Raw genomic sequence first — 20,264 nt, 5'->3', positions numbered from 1 at the left:
GTCAATTCTAACACGCACCGGCCCGGAGTGCACGGAAAACTTACTAAAAGTTAGCTTAATATTGATCGCCGTTGAAGATCGAGTTTTTCACGATGACGTAATCGACCTTGGTCAGCGCCGCCAGATCGCGGCCGCCGGCGTAGGACACAGCCGACTGCAGATCTTCCTGCATTTCCTTGAGGGTGTCGGCAATGTGGCCTTTCAGCGGGATCAGCATTTTTTTGCCTTCGACATTGTGGTGGTCGCCTTTTTGGTATTCAGAGGCGGAGCCAAAATACTCCTGATACCGTTTGCCATCGACGGTCACTTTTTTGCCAGGAGTCTCTTCATGGCCGGCAAACAGGGACCCGATCATGCACATTGTCGCGCCGAAACGCAGAGACTTGGCAATGTCGCCATGGGTGCGAATGCCGCCATCCGTGATGATCGGCTTGCGCGCGGCCTTGGCGCACCAGCGCAGTGCCGCCAATTGCCAGCCCCCGGTCCCAAAGCCAGTCTTGATTTTGGTGATGCAGACCTTTCCTGGGCCGATTCCGACTTTTGTCGCATCCGCCCCAGCGTTTTCAAGCTCACGGACGCCTTCTGGAGTGCCGACATTGCCGGCGATGACAAAAGCGTCTGGCAGATATTTCTTGATGTGTTGAATCATGTCCATCACGATCTGGGCGTGACCATGCGCGATATCGATGGTGATATATTCCGGATTGAGTTGCGCGCCAGCCAGCTCTTCAATGAAGGCGAATTCTTCGTCTTTCACCCCGACGGAGATCGAGGCGAAGGGGCCATCTTCGTGCATCTGCTTGATAAATGCGGCGCGCCGTTCGGGTTCAAAGCGATGCATCACGTAAAAATAGCCATTGGCCGCCAGCCACTTGGCGAGGGGCTCGTCGATGATCGTTTGCATATTGGCCGGCACCACGGGAATCTTGAACGTCCGTCCGCCGAACTCGACAGAGGTGTCCACCTCCTTGCGAGAGCGCACGATACACTTGTTTGGAATCAGCTGAATGTCCTCGTAATCAAAAATCTCCATCTGTGTCGTCCTTTCTAAAAGCCGAACATTATCTGTGAAATTGCGCGGTGATTTTCACACCGCGACAAAATATACGGCAAAAACAGGAAACTGTCAACAATATGCTAAAATATAAAAATAATGTTCGTGTTTTATTCAAGATCAAGAGTCTCACCGTTCTGAAGGTCGCTGTACGGCCAGACTACTATCCTGGGGCCCTCGCCCCTTGTAGTTGGGTTACGGCGCGCATGGCGGGATCACCTAACCGTCTCGGACGCTCGGTGCGAAGTGCGCGCCAAGCTTCCGAGCCAAGTTAGCCGACCCACCATCCCGCGTGCCTTCACACCCTCATAGTCGGGCTCCGCGGGGCAGGGCCCTGGCATCTAAGCCAGCAGTCACTCGAGGCCTAGTGCGCCTCAAGCGGCTGCTGGACTTAGCTGCAGGGTCCTAAGCGCCCCGCTCCGCACCCTGAATCAAAAAAAGACGGCACGCGGCCGCCTTTCACAATTCTGGGTGAATGAATCAAAAGTACTTGTTTTTATAAAACTGAAACGCGATCAAGACTGAGATCACAAGCGAGATGATGATCGTGATCAACCAGCTGACGTGCATGCCCGCAAATGGGAGCTCCACGTTCATCCCATAAAATGAAAAGACGAGGGTGGGGATGGTCAGGATGATTGAATATGACGTCAGGAATTTCATCACGCTGTTCATGTTGTTGGAAATGACCGATGAATACGTGTCGGCGGTCTCGTTGATGATGGAGTTTGAGATCTGCGCCATTTCGGTGCCTTGCTGATTTTCGATGATCGTGTCATCGAGCAAGTCGAGGTCCTCTTCATTGAGGTGCAGCGGGTTGGTCCGTTTGAGCTGGTCGAGCACGTTGCGGTCGGTGCGCAGGCTCATCATGAAATACACTAAGCCGCGCTGAATGCCCATCAATGCATAGAGCTCCTCGTTTTTCAGATTATTTTGCAGCTTGGTCTCCAGCGCTTCGCGAGCCTTGTTGATGTCGCGCAGATACGCGAGGTAGGCCACGGAGATCTGGTAGAGCATCTGCAGGGCGGCGCGGGATTTCATTTTCGGATTGAACCCGGCGACTTTCCCGCTCGCAAACAAGGCCAGCAGGGGTTGCGCGGTGTTGTCGATCGTGATGATGGCAGTCGTCGTCAAGATCACAGCCAGTGGCACCGTCTTATAGGCGACCCGGTGCTTGCTGTCCTGACTGACAACGGGCATGTCGAAGATCAATAGGTGCGCATCATAATCCTCGTCGTATTCATAGCGGGCCCCTTCATCGGGATCAAGCCCATACAGCAAAAAAGCTTCCGGCACCCGGGCTTTTTTTTGCAACTTGGTCATTTCCTCTGGGGTCGGGTCGACCGCATCGATCCAAACATCGGATTCGATTTTGGCTTGAGTCTTGAGTTGACCCATCGTATCATCGAATTTATAGATAGAAAGCATACGGGCTCCTCCTTGTGTCTTTCTCCAGTCTACGTTAATTCACCGGCAAAAGGTACTTTTTGCCGCAATCAATTTTAAAGGAAATGAGACCAAGATGCGAAAGATCGCCCAAAAAGCGGCCTGGCTGGCGGATCAGTCGCCGTTTTTGGCTTGCCCGGTGTGCCGTGAGCCATTATTAATAGAAGAAACGAGTCTGGTCTGTGCAAATGGCCACCGGTTCGACCTCTCGCGCAAAGGGACGGCGAACTTCCTCAATGCCCCGGTCAAAACAGAATACAGCCGGCCCATGCTTGAGGCGCGGCGGCGAGCGCTGGCAAACGGCCTGTTCGACCCGTTTTTGGCGGAGATCAAGGGACAGCTCACTGCGACGGATCGACTGCTGGATATTGGCTGCGGGGAAGGGACCCCGACTGCGAAATTAGCCGAAAGCGGGGCGGCCGCGGTGGGGTTTGACATCTCTCAGCCTGCGATCGAACTAGCCGGGAGTCTGGCCACCTCTGCCTTTTTCTGTGTGGCGGACCTCGCACATCTGCCGTTTTTGGCTGGTCGGTTCTCGGCGATCGTCGACCTATTTTCACCAGGGGCGTATGAGGAATTTGATCGCGTGCGCGCGCCGGAAAGCCGGTTGTTCAAGGTGATTCCGCAAGCGGACTACCTGCGCGAATTGCGCCAGGGGTTATACGGTGGCACGGCGAAGGGTACATACAGCAACGAGCGCGTTTTGACGCGGTTCAAGGCGGCGTATCCGCAGGCCAAGCAGACCGCTATCGTCTACGATCACCCGGTGGATGCGGCGGGATTTGCCGATGTGTTGGCGATGACGCCACTGTCCTGGCAGGCCCCAGCTGAAAAACGCGAGGCGATGCTGGCCACGCCGCCTGCGAGCATTCATGTGGCGGTCGATCTGTTAACGATATGAGGACACCTGTGCAGGATGTAAAAAATTTATGCACAGATGGTTGCATTCAGCCATTGGCGGTGTTAAGTTACTCTTAAGCTTTTTTATTTCTGGCTTTTATCAGGGCTTGCTTTTGGGAAATTGATAAAAGTTAGCGATGAAAAACTTCACTAACGTATCGTCTCGCCGTGCGCAGCACCGAGGTGATACGTTTTTTTGTGCGCTGGTTCGGCAGAACGGGGCTTTCCCGCGAGCCGGCGCGCCCTCAGTCGGGCTTTGCGGGGCAGGACCCTGACATCTAAGCCAGCAGTCACTCGAGGCCTAGTGCGCCTCAAGCGTCAGCTGGACTTAGCTGCAGGGTCCTAAGCGCCCCGCGCCGCACCCTCAGTCGGGCTTCGCGGGGCAGGACCCTGACATCTAAGCCAGCAGTCACTCGAGGCCTAGTGCGCCTCAAGCGTCTGCTGGACTTATCTGCAGGGTCCTAACGCCCCGCGCCGCACCCTCTTTTTTTATGGTAAACTGTTAGTCAGTGTTTGGAGGCGCGTGATGACAAATCATCTTGTATTATATGAACCGTTGATTCCATCGAATACCGGTAATATTGCCCGCACCGCGGCGGCGACGGACAGTGTGCTGGATCTGATCAAGCCGCTTGGGTTTGAGACTGACGACAAGCATCTCAAGCGAGCCGGCCTGGATTATTGGGCGAGCGTACGCGTGGTCTATCATGACTCGCTCGATGATTTTTTGAAAACAGTGACGGATCCGACCCATTTATATCTGGTTTCAAAATTCGCTGAGAAGACTTATTCGGATGTTGATTACAGCGACAACACATCCGACCACTGGTTCATGTTTGGCAAAGAAACAACCGGCTTGCCGGAGCCATTTATGCGCGCCAATCCGGAAAAAGCGGTGCGCATTCCGATGACTGACGAAGTGCGCGCGCTGAACTTAGCGAACTGCGCCGCATTGGTGATCTACGAGGCGCTGCGCCAACAAGATTTTGCTGGGCTGGAGCGCGTGCATACCTACCCACATGATAAATTGAAGTGACAGTTAGGCGACCCGCTGCGGCCGCCTTTTCGTTTTTCTGGAAAACCTCGTGTATAATAGGCGCTGAACGGTTTTTCGGAAAGCGGCGCGGGGGCGTCGCAAGAGTCAAGGAGGCAGACACATGGCGCAACGTCGGCGCACGACGGCCAAGGGGCACACCACAACAAAAAGAAGACCAGCCAGTCGCAAAAAGCCAGTCGACCGGACCCTCAACTGGGTCGGCGTCGCACTGACGATCATTGGCTTGCTGGCACTGACGCGGGTCGGGGCGCTGGGCATCGTGATGGCAAACTGCTATCGCCTGGTCATCGGCGATACCGTGCTGTTTGCGTCTGCGCTGACTGCTGCATTTGGCCTGTGGCTCCTATTCACTGGGCGGCTGGTCAAAATTCCGGTCAAACAAGGCATCGGCGGGGGCCTGATCTATTTGGGTGCGCTGATCGTATGGACCGCAACGGCGATGGCAAAATTGGCCGTCCACAGCCATTACTGGCTGGCCACGTGGCGTCTGCTGAAGGCGGATTTTGCCGTGATGTCTGCCACCACGGATGTTGGTGGTGGCCTCTTGGGCGCCGCGGGCTTCTCACTGTTTGCGCCGCTTCTGTCGGCGACCGGCGCCGTGATCGTGGCGTGGCTACTGATCTTGATTGGCGGCGCGCTGGCGGTTGGACTGACCGCGGATCAATTTTTCGCTGGGTGTCATTGGGTCGGGGCAAAACTCGGCCGGGCTGGTCAGGCGCTGGCCGGTGGGGCGCATGCTCTGACGCAAAAGGCGGCTGCGGCGCAAGCTGAGCGCAAAGCCCAAACGCCGCGGACCAAGCCCGCTTCTAAAGGTGCGACCAACGGCACCGGGACACAGCAGCCTAAGCCTGTTTTTGCCGATGATAAAGACTTGCCGACGCCACTGGCCGACAGCGATGACTTCACGATCAAAGGCGCGGTGCCAACTGGGACTGAGCCGACGCCGCAGCCGAGCAAGCAACCAAGCCCGCAGCCTGCCGCCAAGCCTGAGCCGACCCCTGAACTTGATGAGGTCACGCTGGCGACAGGGGATGACGCCGCGCTGGATGATTACATTTTGCCCCCACTGGATCTGTTGACCCAGCCAGCCGCCGCGGATCAAACGGCGGATTATCAGATGATCAAGCGCAATCGGACCAAGTTGAAGCAGACGTTTGAAAGCTTTGGGGTGGATGTGACCGTCAAGTCCGCAACACTTGGCCCGTCGATCACGCAATACGAGATCCAGCCGGCCGTCGGGGTGAAGGTCTCCAAGATCGTCAATTTGGCCGATGACCTCGCCCTGGCCTTGGCCGCCAAAGACATCCGCATTGAGGCCCCGATTCCCGGCAAGTCGTTGATCGGCATCGAGGTCCCAAATCAGCAAGTTGCGACGGTTGGCTATCGGGATGTGTTAGCCAACACCCCGCAGCATCCCGGCAAGCCGCTGGTGATTCCACTGGGGCGGGATGTCGATGGCAACGTCAAGACGTTTGACCTGACAAAAATGCCGCATCTGTTGATCGCAGGGGCGACCGGTTCTGGCAAATCCGTCATGATCAATGTGATCATCACCAGCATTTTAATGACCGCCAAACCGACGGAAGTGCGCATGATGCTGATCGACCCCAAAAAAGTCGAACTTTCTGTTTATAATGGCGTGCCGCATTTGTTGACGCCGGTGGTCACCGAGGCAAAAAAGGCCCCATCCGCCCTCAATAAGGTGCTGGATGAAATGACGCGCCGCTACGAACTGTTTGAAGCGGGTGGCGTGCGTAATGTCGGCGAATATAATAAGAAAGCGGCCGCGGCCCAAGATCCTAATCTGCCGCATCTGCCGCTGATCGTGGTCGTGGTCGATGAGTTGTCCGATTTGATGATGGTCGCCGGTAGTGAGGTCGAAACGGCCCTGGTCCGGCTCGGTCAAATGGCGCGGGCGGCCGGCATTCACGTGATCATCGCGACCCAGCGGCCTTCCGTGGATGTCATCACTGGGCTGATCAAGGCCAACTTCCCGTCGCGCATCGCGTTTGCTGTTTCTAGTGGCGTGGATTCGCGCACCATTTTGGATGCCAATGGGGCCGAAAAACTGCTGGGGCGTGGCGACATGCTGTTTGCCCCGATGGATGCCAGCAAGCCGATGCGCATCCAAGGCGCGTTTATTCCGTCTGAGGATGTTGAAGCGGTGGTCGAGGCGATCACGAACCAAGTCGCACCGGCCTATGATGATAAAATGGCCCCAGCCGACGTCGAAGAAGGCGGCGCGGCGAACGGCGAGTCCGAAGATGAGCTCTACGAAGACGCCAAGGCCTTTGTGATTCAGCAGCAAGGCGCCTCAACTTCGATGTTGCAACGCAATTTCCGCATCGGCTACAACCGCGCGGCCAGGCTCATCGATGACTTGGAAAAAAATGGGGTGGTCGGCCCCAGTGAAGGAAGCAAGCCGCGGAAAGTCTACGGGCAAGGACCTGTGGATGCAGGCGGGCAAAATTAGAGGAGTGGTCTTTTGTCAATTGCATTAGCTTCAGGGGTTCATTTGAGCGTCCTGCCCACCACCCAATTTAAAACGGTGCGCATCGAGCTTCATTTTTTGGCGCCGCTTGATGTGTCGACCTTCAGCGCACGGACCCTTTTGACCTCGATGCTGGAGACGAGCACCGCGGCGTATCCGACTCAGATCGCATTGTCGGCGGAGCTGGAGCGGCTGTTTGGTGCGAGCTTTGGCATCGGCGTGGCCAAGGAAGGCCAGTGGCATCGTGTCACGGCGACGCTGACCTTGGTCAATGATCAATTTTCCGGCGAAGGGACGCTGGCCGCCGGGTTTGCCCTACTCAATGAGGTGCTCAACCACCCGCTCATCACAGCCGGTCAATTTGATCAGGGTGTGCTTGCGCGTGAACGCGAAAATTTGGCGCTGTATCTTGAAAGCATGGCGGAGGATCGCCAGCTACAGGCGAGTCTGGCCACGCAGGCGTTGTATTTTGGCGGTGAGTCGGGTCAGGGTGTGCCGAGTTTCGGCACCCCGGAAGGCGCTCGGGCGGTGGACAATGCGGCGCTGCTGTCGGCTTATCAGCAGCTTCTCACCCGCGATCAGATCGAGTTGGTCGTGTTGGGGGATGTGGACCAAGCCCAAGTCGAGGCACTGGCTTCGACCTTGGCGTTTGCCCCGCGGCCGGAGCTGAGCGTGCCGTTTGTGGTGGACACCCCGCTGCGTGAGACGGTGCAGGCCCAGACCGAGGAAGCCCCAGTCAATCAGGCTAAGCTCAATTTGGCCTATCATGTGGCCGCCCCGACAAGTGGCCCGGCGTTTTATGCCGCAATGGTGGCCGAAGAGCTATTTGGCGGCTCGCCGCTCTCGTTTTTGTTCACGAATGTCCGGGAAAAAGCCAGCTTGGCGTATTACGCCAGTTCGAGCCTGGATCCATACCGCCATTTCATGATGGTCCAAACAGGCATCGATACCGCAGACCGCGACCGCGTCGAGGCGTTGATCGACACCCAGCTGACCGCGGTTCAACGCGGCGATTTTTCAGATGATCTGTTGGCAAACATCAAAGCGGGGTTGCTGTCAGCGCGACTGGCGGCCTATGACACCCCACGTTTTTTGGCCAGGCAGGCGCTACTCGACCGGCTGGCGAGCGGCCATCACAGTGATTTTGCCGCATTCAAAGCTGGCATCGCCGCTGTCGATCGCGCGCAGGTCCAAGAAGCCGCTGCCGGGATGACGTTGCAGAGCCGCTATTTTATGGGCGGAGAGGAGCTCTCTTGAAAGAACGTTTCTATACAGCCGTCGCCGAACGACAGGTGACAACCCAACTTGCAAGCGGCCTGCGTGTCGTGATCGTGCCACGGCCCACGTACCACGAGACGTATGCCATGTTGTCCGTGGATTACGGCAGCATCGACACGACGTATGTGCCACTGGGCGCAAGTGAGAAGGTGCAGGATCCGGAAGGCATTGCCCATTTTTTGGAGCACAAGCTGTTTGAAAAAGCGGATCACGATGCCTTCGACTTATTTGGAGCGACCGGCGCTTCGGCGAATGCCTTCACCGGCGCAACGCGGACCTCGTTTCTGTTTTCCGCTACGGACCAGATCGATGAAAATCTAAAGACGCTGCTCGATTTTGTCCAGGATCCGTATTTTTCCGAAGCGACGGTCAATAAGGAAAAGGGCATCATCGGCCAGGAGATCATGATGTATCAAGATGATCCCGGCTGGCGCCTGTACTTTGGCATTCTGGGCAATCTTTATCCCACGCATCCTGTGCGCAATGACGTGACCGGCTCGGTCGAGTCGATTGCGGCGATCACGCCGGACTTGTTGTATCGTGCGTACCGGACGTTTTATCAGCCCGGCAACATGACCCTGACGGTGGTAGGCAATGTCGATCCGCAACATGTGATCGAGCTGGCCGAGGCTGACCAGGCGGCCCGCACCATCGCACCGTATCAAGCGCCGATTCGGCCCGTGTCGTTTGACGGGGATCTGGCTGCGATCTTGCCGTATCGGGCGGCGACGTTGCCCTTAGTGCGGCCGAAGAGCATCGTGGGTATCAAGGGCACCACGCCGGTCGACGATGACCTGGTGGGGACCAAGTATGCGATCACGGTCCGTCTACTGCTCGAGATGTTGTTTGGCGATTCCTCGCCGCTTTATCAGAGCTGGTATGATGCCGGCATCGTCGATGATTCGTTTGACTTTGATTTCACCGCGCAGCGCACGTATAACTATGCGACCTTGGGCGGGGATGCCACCGACGCGTCTGCGCTGTCGGAAGCCCTGACCGCCGTCATTGCCAAAGGGGCGGATCAGCCGCTGCTTGAAGAGGCGCGTTTTGCCCGCATCAAGCACGCGGCACTGGGCAAATATTATCAATCGCTGAATTCGCTGGAACAGGTCGCCAATCAGGTCAGTGACCAGAGCTTTGGGCCAATCGGATTGTTTGATCTGGCCGACGTGATGCAGGCCATCACGCTGGCGGATCTGCAGGCCGCCGCCAGTCAATTTTTCCGGTTAGATGCGGTGTCGGTGTTCCATATTTTGCCGGAGGTGGACGCATGACCCAAGCAGCCTTGATCATCGGCGCATCAGGTGACATCGGCGGGGCGATCGCACGGCGCCTTGCCAAGGCAGGCTGGTCCCTGTACCTGCACTACAACCATCACGAAGCCCCAGTGACTGCGCTGGTGGCGGAGCTGGCCGCGGCTTACCCGCGCCAGGATTTCATTCCGCTGGCGTATGATCTCACTGATTCAGCGCATGTGACGGCGCTTGCGGGGCAGCTGTTCAGCGTGGACGCCGTGGTGTTTGCGGCGGGGATGACGTATTATCATTTGTTCACCGCGACGACGGAACCGGAATTAACGGCCCTGATGCGCGTGCATCTGGTCACGCCGATGTTACTGTTGACCCATTTGCAGGAAAAATTGGCTCGCAGCGGGGTTGGCCGCATCGTGTTCATCGGCTCCGTGTACGGCGGGAGCGGGTCGGCAATGGAGGTCGCCTACTCAACGGTCAAAGGTGCCCAGTCAGCGTTTGTGCGCGCCTATGCCAAAGAGGTCGCGAGCCTGGGCATCACCGTCAATGTGGTGGCGCCTGGCGCCGTTGACACGAAAATGAATCAGATGTTTGATGCCATTGCGCTGGCAGCTGTGCAGGACGCGATTCCGGCTGCACGGCTGGCGACCCCGCCGGATGTCAGTTATTATGTCGCGATGTTGTTACAGAAAGAGGCCGCCTATCTCACTGGCCAGACGCTGTATGTTTCCGGCGGCTGGCTCGCGTGACTTCTCAACAATTTCTTAATTCATGAACATTCGAAATCATGCTATACTGAAAATGAACATAAAAAATCGAGCGGGTGAAGATACAAATGGATGAAATTGGGCAAAAATTGCGGGCAGCCCGGATCGAAAAGGGCTACACCCTTGACGATCTTCAACAGATCACCAAAATTCAAAAGCGTTACCTGATCGCGATCGAGGAGGGCAACTTCGGCGCGCTGCCGGGCGATTTTTACGTGCGCGCCTTCATCAAGCAATACGCCGATACGGTCGGCCTTGATAGCGACGCTCTGTTGACTCAATTTCAGCAAGACATACCCGATACTCAGCCGCAAGAGTATGTGGACCAATCCGTTGAAAACAAGACGCGGGCGACCCGCGCCATCGAGAACAATCCGGGGATCAAGCTGCGGCGCTATTTGCCTCAGGTGATCATCGTGCTGTTGGTCCTTGTGATCTTCGGGGCGATCTACTGGGCGATCATTCAGCAATCCGCCGGCGAGAAGCGCGCGATTCCGGTGCAGTCTTCGGCGGTCTCGGTCTCCAGCAAAAAAGAGAGCAAGAGCAGTTCATCCAGTAAGTCCTCTTCCGAAAGCAGCAAGAAGGAAGAAAGCAGCAGCTCCAGCAAAAAAGATGACGAGCTGACGATCAGCGTCGCACAGGCAAGCGGCAGCACCCAGGCCGTCACGGTCAAAAACATGCCCGCCACCGGCAACAAATTGAAAGTCTCTGCAACGGGTGCCGCCTGGGTCGCGGTGATGGTCAACGGCGCGACGACTTGGCAGGCGACCTTGGCCGCCGGGGAAAGCCAGGAAGTCGATATTCCAGACAATACGACGACCTTTGATGTCCGCTCCGGGAATGCACTCGGCACGCAACTTGAATTAAATGGGAAGACAGTCGATATCTCAAGCGGCACCAGTGTCGTGCGGACGATCACCTTCACCGCTGACTCGACGGCTTCTAGTAGCAGTTCCTCTTCTGACGCCTCAGAAAGCACAGGTGACTAAGCGATGAATCTGCCAAATAAATTGACCATGTTGCGCATCATTCTGATTCCCGTTTTCACAATTCTCTTGGCCCTTGGCTGGCCGGCGGGGAGTGTCACGATTCTCGGCACGAAGATCGGCATCGCCTGGCTCGTGGCGACGATCATCTTCATTTGCGCGTCGCTGACGGATTTTGCGGATGGCAAGATCGCCCGTAGCCAGCATCTCGTCACGAATTTTGGCAAGTTTGCCGATCCCTTGGCGGACAAGCTGTTGGTGATGACTGCGTTTATCTTTTTGACAGCCAGTGGCGTCATTCCGGCTTGGGCGACGGCCATCATTTTGTGGCGGGAGCTGGCCGTGACTGGCTTGCGGCTGTTGCTTTCAAATGAAGGCGAAGTGTTGGCCGCGGCTTGGCCAGGCAAGATCAAAACGGCCACGCAGGATTTTTCGATCATCTTCTTGATGCTGAACAATATCGGCTTTGGGGCCATCGGGTTTCCGATCGGCCAGGTGCTCTTCTATCTGGCGGTAATCTTCACAATTTATTCTGGCGTGGATTATTTTTACAAAAATCGCGGGGTCTTCAGCGATTCATTCAATTGAGCCTATCCGTCAAACGCGTCTCTTAGCAGGCGCGTTTTTGATTCGAGTGGTAAACTGAAGCGGAATTGCGAATCTATAAGATGGGGTGGCAAGATGAAAGCAGAAATCATTGCGGTCGGCACCGAGATCCTGCTCGGTCAGATCGTCAACACCAATGCGTCCTTCTTGGCCCGGCAGCTTGCCCTGCTTGGCATTGACGCAGAGCAGCAGCAAGTGGTCGGAGACAATGGCGAGCGACTGGATGCGGCGCTGACGCTGGCAGAAGGGCGCGCGGACCTCGTGATCTTGATTGGTGGCCTCGGCCCGACTGCCGACGATATCACGAAGCAGGTGCTGGCCCAGCATATCGGCAAGCCGCTGGTCACAAACTTCCAGGCGATCGAAAAATTGCTCGCGTTTGCCCAGCAGCGGCAGACCCCACTCACGGCCAACGACCGCGTCCAGGCAGCCTTGCCGTTTGACGCCCAGCCACTGGCCAATCGTGTCGGGTTGGCGGTGGGTGCGATCAGCGAGACCCCCAAGGCGACCTATGTTCTGTTGCCTGGCCCGCCGCGTGAATTCACGGTGATGGTCGAAGAGCAGCTCACGCCGTATCTGTTGACCCATCGCGGCGAGCAGCAGGTGCTGAAAAGCAAGGTCCTGCGTTTTTACGGCATCGGCGAATCACTTTTGACCACTGACTTGGCGGATCTGATCGACGCGCAAAGCGAACCCACGATCGCCAGCTATATCAAGGAACATGAAGTGACATTGCGGCTGACGGCCAAGGCGGCGGATGACGCGGCGGCAGAGGCACTGATCGCCCCAATCGAACAGGAGATCTTGGCCCGGGAAGGTCAGTATTTCTATGGCTATGGCGACGACAACAGCTTGGCGCAGGAATTGGCCAATGCGCTGGCCAACGCGCACTTGACCATCACGGCTGCAGAAAGTTTGACTGCAGGTGCGTTTCAGGCCGCGCTGGCAGACATTCCCGGCATTTCCACCTGGTTCAAGGGCGGCTTTGTCACCTACTCCAACCACACGAAGGCCACGTTGCTGGGCCTGGATGAGGCGACGATCGACCGCGACGGCGCTGTGAGTGAAGCGACGGCATTGGCAATGGCTGAAGCCGCCCGGGAAAAAGTGGACGCGGATCTTGCCGTCAGCATGACCGGCGTTGCAGGGCCCGGCCCAGACGATGGCGTGGATGCTGGCACGGTGTGGATCGGGCTGGCCAAGCGCGGGGAAAAGTCGCAGGCGACGCTGTATCATTTCCCAGGCGCCCGCAATGACGTCCGCGACCGGGCAGTCAAGGCCGCCATGTTTGCAGCCTTGCGCGCCATTCAACCACAATAAATATAGAACGCCTGTTCGGTTTTTCTTGCCTTCCCAGCGGCTGACTTGTATCATGGAAGTAAAGGTTTTGCGCGATCGCGCAAAGGAGGACGACTCGTGGCTCAAGATGAACGCAAAGCGGCGCTCGACGCTGCATTAAAGAAGATCGAAAAGAATTTTGGCAAAGGTTCCATCATGCGCATGGGCGACAAGATCGATACCCGGATCTCGACCATTTCCAGCGGTTCGTTGGCGTTGGATGAGGCGCTTGGGGTCGGCGGGTATCCGCGCGGCCGCATCATTGAAGTCTACGGCCCGGAAAGTTCAGGCAAGACCACCATCGCGCTGCACGCGGTGGCAGAGGTCCAAAAAGAGGGCGGCACCGCTGCATATATCGACGCGGAAAACGCGATGGATCCCAAGTACGCGGTTTCCCTTGGCGTCAACATCGATGAACTGCTGTTGTCGCAGCCGGATACCGGTGAACAAGGGCTTGAGATCGCGGATGCGCTGGTTTCTTCAGGCGCCGTGGACATCGTTGTTGTCGATTCCGTGGCGGCGCTAGTGCCGCGGGCGGAAATTGAAGGCGAAATGGGGGATGCCCATGTCGGCCTGCAAGCGCGCCTGATGTCTCAAGCGCTCCGGAAACTGTCTGGCTCGATCAACAAGACGAAGACCATCGCGATCTTCATCAACCAGATTCGTGAAAAAGTCGGCATCATGTTCGGTAATCCGGAAACGACCCCTGGCGGCCGGGCGCTGAAGTTTTACGCCACGATTCGCCTGGAAGTGCGGCGCGCCGAGCAGATCAAGGATGGCACCAATGTGATCGGGAACCGGACCAAGATCAAGGTGGTCAAGAACAAGGTCGCCCCGCCATTCAAGGTCGCTGAAGTCGATATCATGTACGGCAAGGGAATCTCACAGACCGGCGAGTTGATCGACATGGCCGCCGAGAAGGACCTGGTCGAAAAGGCTGGCTCCTGGTATTCCTACAGCGGCGAGCGCATCGGCCAAGGCCGTGAGAATGCCAAGAAATACATGGATGATCATCCAGAGATGAAGGCCGAGTTGCGTGAAAAGGTGCGCGCGGCTTACAACATGGATGAGACCAACGAGGAAGCTGAAGAAGGCACCCCGGAGGAAAAGGCCAAAAAGAGCGAAGAGATCGATATTTTACCAGACGATAAGGCGAAAAAATAACGCTGGCTCCCGATTTTCGCGCGGAGTCAAAGAGGCAGGGAACAGACATTGCAGTCTGCTTCCTGTCTCTTTTTTTGCTTCAGTTGCCAGAAACGCGGGGCTCGCTGCACACGACTCAACGGTGAGTGTCTCTGCCTCGTCAAAACGGCGAGTCCGCTGCCCAGTCGCAGGCTCATCCCGTCTCGGCGCCGTCCCGCGCGCCCAGCATGCCGTCTTTTCACGTGGCGGGCTGGCGAAGATGCCGCTACGCCGGCGTTGGTTGACACTTGTTCAGTGAACCGTTACAATCGATTGGTATGATAATTTAAGAATACAGCATTTCTGAATGCTTTGATCATTTTGATCGAATCGCTTAGATGATGCGGAGGTGAAAAGATGAGTTCAGGCACACTGGTCTCAATGATCCTCGTTGCAGTCATCGCAGTAGCGGTCGGATTATTGGTCGGCATCGCGTATCAAAAGCGGGTCCACAAAAACAATTTGAACCAGGCCACCGAATCGGCGGCAGGGATCATTGAGGCGGCAAAGGATAAGGCTGCTTCCCTTAAAAAAGAGACGCTGGTCGAAGCGAAGGACGAAGCCCATCGCTACCGGAGCCAAGTTGAAGATGAATTGAAGGGTCGCCGCAGTGAGGTGCAGCAAAGTGAGCACCGGCAGTTGCAGCGGGAAGAGACCTTGGATCGGCGCGACGACACGCTTGATCGTAAAGAGCAGAGTTTGTCGGATCGCGAAACGACCTTGAATCAGCGGCAGCAGCAGTTGGATGAGCGGGAGCAAAGCATCTCAACTGTGGTCGCCCAGCAAAAAGAGACTCTTGAAAAAATTGCTAGCCTGACTAAAGACCAGGCACGAGACCAGATCTTAACGGACACGAAGGCGGAGCTTGCGCATGAGCGGGCAATGCTGATCAAAGAGAGTGAAGAAGAAGCTAAGGAGACAGCGGACCGCCAAGCCAAAACGCTGATCGCAGATGCGATTCAGCGCAGTGCATCGGACATTGTTGCGGAAACGACCGTGACGGTGGTCAATTTGCCAAGCGATGATATGAAAGGCCGTATCATCGGGCGTGAGGGCCGCAATATTCGTACTTTAGAGACGCTGACGGGCATCGATCTGATCATCGACGATACCCCAGAGGCGGTCGTGCTTTCGGGCTTTGACCCGATCAGGCGTGAAATCGCGCGCATGGCACTTGAAAAATTGATACAGGACGGTCGCATCCACCCGGCACGCATCGAAGAAATGGTCGATAAGGCGCGCAAGGAAATGGATGACCGCATCCGTGAGATCGGCGAACAGGCGATTTTTGACATCGGGATTCATAACATGCATCCCGACTTGATCAAGATTCTGGGCCGCCTGCATTTCCGCACTAGTTATGGGCAAAATGTCCTGGATCACTCGATTCAGGTCGCCAAATTAGCTGGTGTGATGGCGGCAGAGCTCGGCGAAGATGTGACAATGGCAAAACGTGCAGGGTTATTGCATGATATCGGCAAAGCACTCGATCACGAGGTCGACGGCTCCCACGTCGAGATCGGGGTCGAGCTGGCAACAAAGTACAAAGAACCACAAGTGGTGATCAACACGATTGCCTCGCATCACGGCGACACGCCGGCGACCAGCGTTATCGCGGTCTTGGTCGCCGCCGCCGATGCGATCTCAGCTGCGCGCCCCGGTGCGCGGTCCGAGTCGCTTGAAAATTATCTGCACCGACTGGAAAAACTCGAGTCGATCGCCAATGGCTTTGCCGGCGTCGATCACAGCTTCGCGATTCAAGCGGGTCGTGAGGTGCGAGTCATCGTCAAGCCGGAGCAGCTTTCCGACGAACAAAGCGTGGTGCTTGCGCGCGACATTCGCAATCAGATCGAAAAAGAATTGGAGTATCCCGGCCACATCAAGGTCACGGTCATTCGCGAGACCCGCACGGTGGAATACGCCAAGTAAAGTTCGAAAGGGCGGCCAGCAGTGGTCGCCTTTTCTTGTGCGATATCTTTCAATTACCTTTCAATCACCAGCCGCCGTCCACACGCGCGACGTGGCGTAGTATAATGAATTCAATTATGAAATGGGGAGGGACGGCCACTTGTTTCGCATCATAGTCAGTTTTTTTGCGACGATGCTGATCACAGCATTGATCACGCCATTCGTGCGCGGGCTGGCCTTTATCGTCGGGGCGATCGACAAGCCGAATGCGCGCCGCGTCAATAAGACGCCAATGCCGACAATGGGGGGCCTGGCGATTTTTTTGGCCTTCAACTTTGCGACGTTTGTCCTGCTGCGGCCGCAATTCGACACCCATTTTCTCTTCTCGCTATTTTTGGCTCAGGCGGTCATCATCATCACCGGCATGATCGATGATGTGAAGGAGCTGACGCCACGGCAAAAATTATTTGGCCAAACGCTGGCCGCGCTGATCGCGTATTTTCTCGTTGGCGCGCGGATGACCGATGTGCACGTACTCGGCTGGACGTGGAATCTTGGCTGGCTCAGCCTGCCTGTGACCCTGCTGTGGATTCTTGCCATCACCAATGCCGTCAATCTGATCGACGGGTTGGATGGGCTGGCCACCGGCGTCTCGATCATTGCGCTGTTCACGATGGGCATCATCGGCTTTTTCTTCCTGTCGGTGGCCGAAGTTGGGACGCCGATCATGATCTTCACATTGGGCGCGGCGCTGGTTGGCTTTTTACCTTATAATTTTCACCCGGCGAAGATCTTCCTCGGCGACACCGGGGCGCTGTACATCGGCTTTATGCTCAGCGTCCTGTCGCTGCAAGGCTTGAAAAATGTGACGTTCATCACCCTGATCATTCCGGTCGTGATCTTAGGCGTGCCGATCACCGACACCGTGTACGCGATGATCCGGCGGCGGCTCAATAACGTGCCGATCTCACAGGCGGACAAGCACCACTTGCATCACCGCCTGATGCAAATGGGCCTGACGCACCGCCAGACCGTGCTGGTGATCTACGGCATCGCGCTGATCTTCTCCTTGATCTCGCTGCTTTATCCGCTGAGCACGTTCTGGGGAACCGTGATGCTGACGGTGTTTGTGGTGATTGGGCTGGAGCTGTTCGTCGAGTCGATTGGCTTGCTCGGCCAGAACCGAACGCCACTGCTCAAGCTGATTCGCCGCATTGTGAAAAAAGTGGCCCGCGACCGGGTAGAATGACCGGGTCCAAGGTGTTACAATACTGAGCATCTGCTAGTCAGACCGAGGAAGCGCATTGCGCGACCTCGGTTTTGCATTTTCCAGCAGGCACGCAGGAGGCTATTTTGACTAAAAATAAAAAACGGGTGACGATCGCGGGGATGCTGATCACGCTGGGCATTGTGTACGGCGACATCGGGACCTCACCGCTTTATGTCATGAACGCGATCGTGGCAGATGCCGGCAAAGTAGGCAACTTAACGCCGGATTATATTATCGGCTCCGTTTCGCTGATCTTCTGGACGCTGATGCTTTTAACGACGATCAAATATGTGATCTTGGCAATGCGCGCCGATAACAAAGGGGAAGGCGGCATCTTTGCGCTGTACGCCTTGGTGCGGCATCGCGGCGCTTGGCTGGCCGTACCGGCTTTGCTGGGCGGCGCCGCACTGCTTGCTGACGGGACGTTGACGCCGGCGGTCACGGTGACCTCGGCCGTCGAAGGGCTGAAGGGCCAGACGTTTGGCCGGTTTGTCTTCAGCAACTCCCAGCTTGTGATCTTGGGTATCACCACCGTTGTGCTGGTGGCACTGTTTTTGATTCAGCGCTACGGGACTTCTTTGATCGGCAAGGCATTTGGCCCCCTGATGCTGCTGTGGTTCGCGTTTATCGGCATTCTGGGACTCACCCGACTCGGCGGGCATTTGGAGATTCTCAAGGCTCTATCGCCTGTTTATGCGATCAAGGTGTTGGTCAGTCCGGATAACAAGGTCGGCATTTTCCTGCTGGGAAGTATTTTCCTTGCGACGACCGGGGCTGAAGCTTTGTACTCGGACATGGGGCATGTCGGCAAACATAATATTTACGCCACCTGGCCATTTGTCTATGCGATGCTGATGCTGAATTATTTTGGCCAAGGCGCCTGGTTGATCTCGCATTATCAAGATGCCGCGTACCGCAATTTGACCAATTTCAATCCATTTTATGAAATGATGGGCAATGGCATTCGGCCGTTTGCGATCGCGCTGGCCACGATTGCTGCGATCATCGCGTCACAGGCGCTGATCACCGGGTCGTACACGCTGGTCCACGAGGCGATCTCGCTGAAGTTCCTGCCGCGGATGAACATCAAGCATCCCAATTTGCATCAGCGCCAGATCTATATTCCGCTGGTCAATTGGTTCCTGTGTGTTGTCACCCTCAGCGTGGTCTGGTATTTCCGCACGTCAAAGGCGATGGAGGCGGCATACGGGCTTGCAATCACCGTGACGATGCTGATGACGACGCTGTTGCTGTTTGAATTCATCAGCCTGCATCGCTCGCGGCTGGAGGCGGCGTTGATCGCCGGCTTCTTCGGCGTCACCGAAAGTATTTTCCTGCTCGCCAGCTTGGTCAAATTCCTGCACGGCGGCTACATTACCTTGGTGATCATGCTGCTCATCCTCGCCTTGATGGTCGTGTGGTATTTCGGCAACAAGATGCGTGAAAAATACCAAGATGAAAGTGAAACGGTCAAGCTCACCGATTATCTTGACCAGCTGACCGCGCTCAGTGCCGATCAAAGTGAGCCGCTTTTTGCCACCAATCTCGTCTACATGACCAAGGTCAAGGACGACTACCGGCTCAAGCGCACGGCGCTGTATTCGATCTTGGACAAGCAGCCCAAGCGCGCCAAGGTCTACTGGTTCGTCACCGTCAACGAAACGAGCTCCCCGTATGAAATGCGCTACACCGTCGACATGATGCACACGCGCAATGTCGTGTCTGTCCAACTCTACCTCGGGTTCCGCTGCTCGCAGCACGTCAATCTATATATTCGGCGTATCATCAATGATCTGATGGACGCTGGGGCGATCGACGTGCAAACACCGGAGTACACCACGATACAGGGGCGCCGCGCCGGCGATTTCAAGTTCGTCATCATTATGGAAAAATCGATGGGCCTGCAAGCCGCAGAGAACATCCCGGCTTGGCAAAAACGGTTGATCGGTGGCCGGCTGTTGCTGCAGAACTTCACGACCAGTCCTGCCAACTGGTATGGCCTTGAGTTCAGCAATGTCGTTCAGGAAACGGTGCCGCTTTTCATCGACACCACGCACCGCCCGCAATTTCAGACTCATGAGATCTGGCATGTGAAAAAATAGATTCTGCTTCAGCTGCGACATCACGCTTCGAATTTTCGGCGTGATGTCTTTTTTTGTAGACCGCCGCACCGCACGCCCGCAAAATGCTGTAAGCGCGGGGTGTGACGCCATCAAAAAAGTTTTTGCCCGGCCGGCTGGGGCGTGCGATCTTCAGAGATGAAATACTGGCGTAGTACTCGAGATTGCCTTGGAGTTTAGAGCGGTTAAAATTACATTGTTTATTCTATCTTGTGTGCGTCCATGACCACTAATTTCAGTGTAAGGCATGAACTAGTCGCGGTTTTTCAGCGATTGCTGGAACCCGCATTACATCAACGTTTCAAAATTTCCGATCACATTTTCCGGCTCCCACTCGCTTAATATTATGTAAGGGTCAGGAAGGTGGGCTCTTACCGACTCCCGGATGAGCATGCCCCAAGTGGAGACTGTCGCATGCATATTCATTCGACTCCATGGGCGGTCGGGGGAAACAACACACCAACAGAAAGCTTGTCTAGCTAGCAGGCGTTCAGCACATGTTTTACGGGCACCGGTGCCCCAAAGTACCACCCAGTCTTTCATCGCAATGTCGTGCAGCCCACCTTCGTTTGCAGGAGCTGAATGCGGCCCATCTTGAGAACGACACCCAA

At 56.1% G+C, this 20,264-nt stretch carries 16 protein-coding genes; 13 read left to right on the top strand and 3 right to left on the bottom strand.

Annotation, left to right across the window (positions count from 1 at the left end; translation table 11 throughout):
* Window positions 1–55: 55 nt before the first annotated feature.
* Both EKM95_RS06255 and EKM95_RS06250 read right to left on the bottom strand, forming a co-directional pair.
* Window positions 56–1,033 carry a GMP reductase gene (locus tag EKM95_RS06255; RefSeq protein WP_125696990.1) on the bottom strand — a complete coding sequence of 326 codons (978 nt, stop codon included), beginning with the start codon at window positions 1,031–1,033 and terminating at the stop codon, window positions 56–58.
* A 501-nt stretch (window positions 1,034–1,534) separates the two neighbouring features.
* On the bottom strand, window positions 1,535–2,482 hold the full coding sequence (locus tag EKM95_RS06250) for a magnesium transporter CorA family protein (protein ID WP_125696989.1): 948 nt from the start codon (window positions 2,480–2,482) through the stop codon (window positions 1,535–1,537).
* Window positions 2,483–2,576: 94 nt separating this feature from the next.
* On the opposite strand from EKM95_RS06250, the gene EKM95_RS06245 reads away from it, so the two are divergent.
* The 13 genes from EKM95_RS06245 to EKM95_RS06185 all read left to right on the top strand — a co-directional run bounded on the left by EKM95_RS06245 (window position 2,577) and on the right by EKM95_RS06185 (window position 19,635).
* Window positions 2,577–3,401 (top strand): methyltransferase domain-containing protein, encoded by an 825-nt coding sequence (locus EKM95_RS06245; RefSeq protein ID WP_125696988.1) that lies wholly within the window; start codon window positions 2,577–2,579, stop codon window positions 3,399–3,401.
* Between the two features lie 525 nt (window positions 3,402–3,926).
* Window positions 3,927–4,436, top strand: a complete 510-nt coding sequence (locus EKM95_RS06240) for a tRNA (cytidine(34)-2'-O)-methyltransferase (RefSeq protein WP_125696987.1) — start codon at window positions 3,927–3,929, stop codon at window positions 4,434–4,436.
* A 121-nt stretch (window positions 4,437–4,557) separates the two neighbouring features.
* Window positions 4,558–6,930, top strand: coding sequence for a DNA translocase FtsK (locus EKM95_RS06235; RefSeq protein WP_125696986.1), 2,373 nt, complete (start codon window positions 4,558–4,560; stop codon window positions 6,928–6,930).
* Window positions 6,931–6,942: 12 nt separating this feature from the next.
* Window positions 6,943–8,205 carry an EF-P 5-aminopentanol modification-associated protein YfmF gene (yfmF, locus tag EKM95_RS06230; RefSeq protein ID WP_225423202.1) on the top strand — a complete coding sequence of 421 codons (1,263 nt, stop codon included), beginning with the start codon at window positions 6,943–6,945 and terminating at the stop codon, window positions 8,203–8,205.
* On the top strand, window positions 8,202–9,500 hold the full coding sequence (gene yfmH / locus EKM95_RS06225; RefSeq protein WP_164510110.1) for an EF-P 5-aminopentanol modification-associated protein YfmH: 1,299 nt from the start codon (window positions 8,202–8,204) through the stop codon (window positions 9,498–9,500). Before yfmF ends, yfmH begins: the two co-directional genes overlap by 4 nt.
* Window positions 9,497–10,225: an elongation factor P 5-aminopentanone reductase gene (ymfI, locus tag EKM95_RS06220; RefSeq protein ID WP_125696985.1), complete on the top strand. Its 729-nt coding sequence runs from the start codon at window positions 9,497–9,499 to the stop codon at window positions 10,223–10,225. The genes yfmH and ymfI overlap by 4 nt, the downstream gene beginning before the upstream one ends.
* 86 nt (window positions 10,226–10,311) lie before the next feature.
* Window positions 10,312–11,232 carry a helix-turn-helix domain-containing protein gene (locus EKM95_RS06215; RefSeq protein WP_125696984.1) on the top strand — a complete coding sequence of 307 codons (921 nt, stop codon included), beginning with the start codon at window positions 10,312–10,314 and terminating at the stop codon, window positions 11,230–11,232.
* Between the two features lie 3 nt (window positions 11,233–11,235).
* A complete protein-coding gene (gene pgsA, locus EKM95_RS06210; protein ID WP_125696983.1) occupies window positions 11,236–11,817 on the top strand; it encodes a CDP-diacylglycerol--glycerol-3-phosphate 3-phosphatidyltransferase in 582 nt (193 codons plus the stop codon).
* Between the two features lie 93 nt (window positions 11,818–11,910).
* Complete coding sequence (locus tag EKM95_RS06205; RefSeq protein ID WP_125696982.1) at window positions 11,911–13,155, top strand: competence/damage-inducible protein A; 1,245 nt, start codon at window positions 11,911–11,913, stop codon at window positions 13,153–13,155.
* Between the two features lie 96 nt (window positions 13,156–13,251).
* Window positions 13,252–14,337 carry a recombinase RecA gene (gene recA / locus EKM95_RS06200; RefSeq protein ID WP_125696981.1) on the top strand — a complete coding sequence of 362 codons (1,086 nt, stop codon included), beginning with the start codon at window positions 13,252–13,254 and terminating at the stop codon, window positions 14,335–14,337.
* 375 nt (window positions 14,338–14,712) lie between these two features.
* Entirely contained in the window at window positions 14,713–16,284 is a 1,572-nt protein-coding gene (gene rny, locus EKM95_RS06195) for a ribonuclease Y (protein WP_125696980.1), read from the top strand.
* 139 nt (window positions 16,285–16,423) lie between these two features.
* Window positions 16,424–17,512 (top strand): glycosyltransferase family 4 protein, encoded by a 1,089-nt coding sequence (locus EKM95_RS06190; protein WP_308440115.1) that lies wholly within the window; start codon window positions 16,424–16,426, stop codon window positions 17,510–17,512.
* A 140-nt stretch (window positions 17,513–17,652) separates the two neighbouring features.
* Window positions 17,653–19,635, top strand: coding sequence for a KUP/HAK/KT family potassium transporter (locus EKM95_RS06185; protein ID WP_125697014.1), 1,983 nt, complete (start codon window positions 17,653–17,655; stop codon window positions 19,633–19,635).
* A 306-nt stretch (window positions 19,636–19,941) separates the two neighbouring features.
* Here the strand turns inward: EKM95_RS06185 and EKM95_RS11805 are convergent.
* Window positions 19,942–20,264: WavE lipopolysaccharide synthesis family protein (locus EKM95_RS11805; protein WP_225423200.1), on the bottom strand; the 323-nt coding region annotated here is incomplete at its 5' end.

Origin of the sequence: Lacticaseibacillus yichunensis, from assembly GCF_003946405.1 — a bacterium.
Classification (GTDB): domain Bacteria; phylum Bacillota; class Bacilli; order Lactobacillales; family Lactobacillaceae; genus Lacticaseibacillus; species Lacticaseibacillus yichunensis.
The sequence above is the reverse complement of the archived record's forward strand: the minus strand, read 5'-3'. Positions and strand labels throughout refer to the sequence as shown.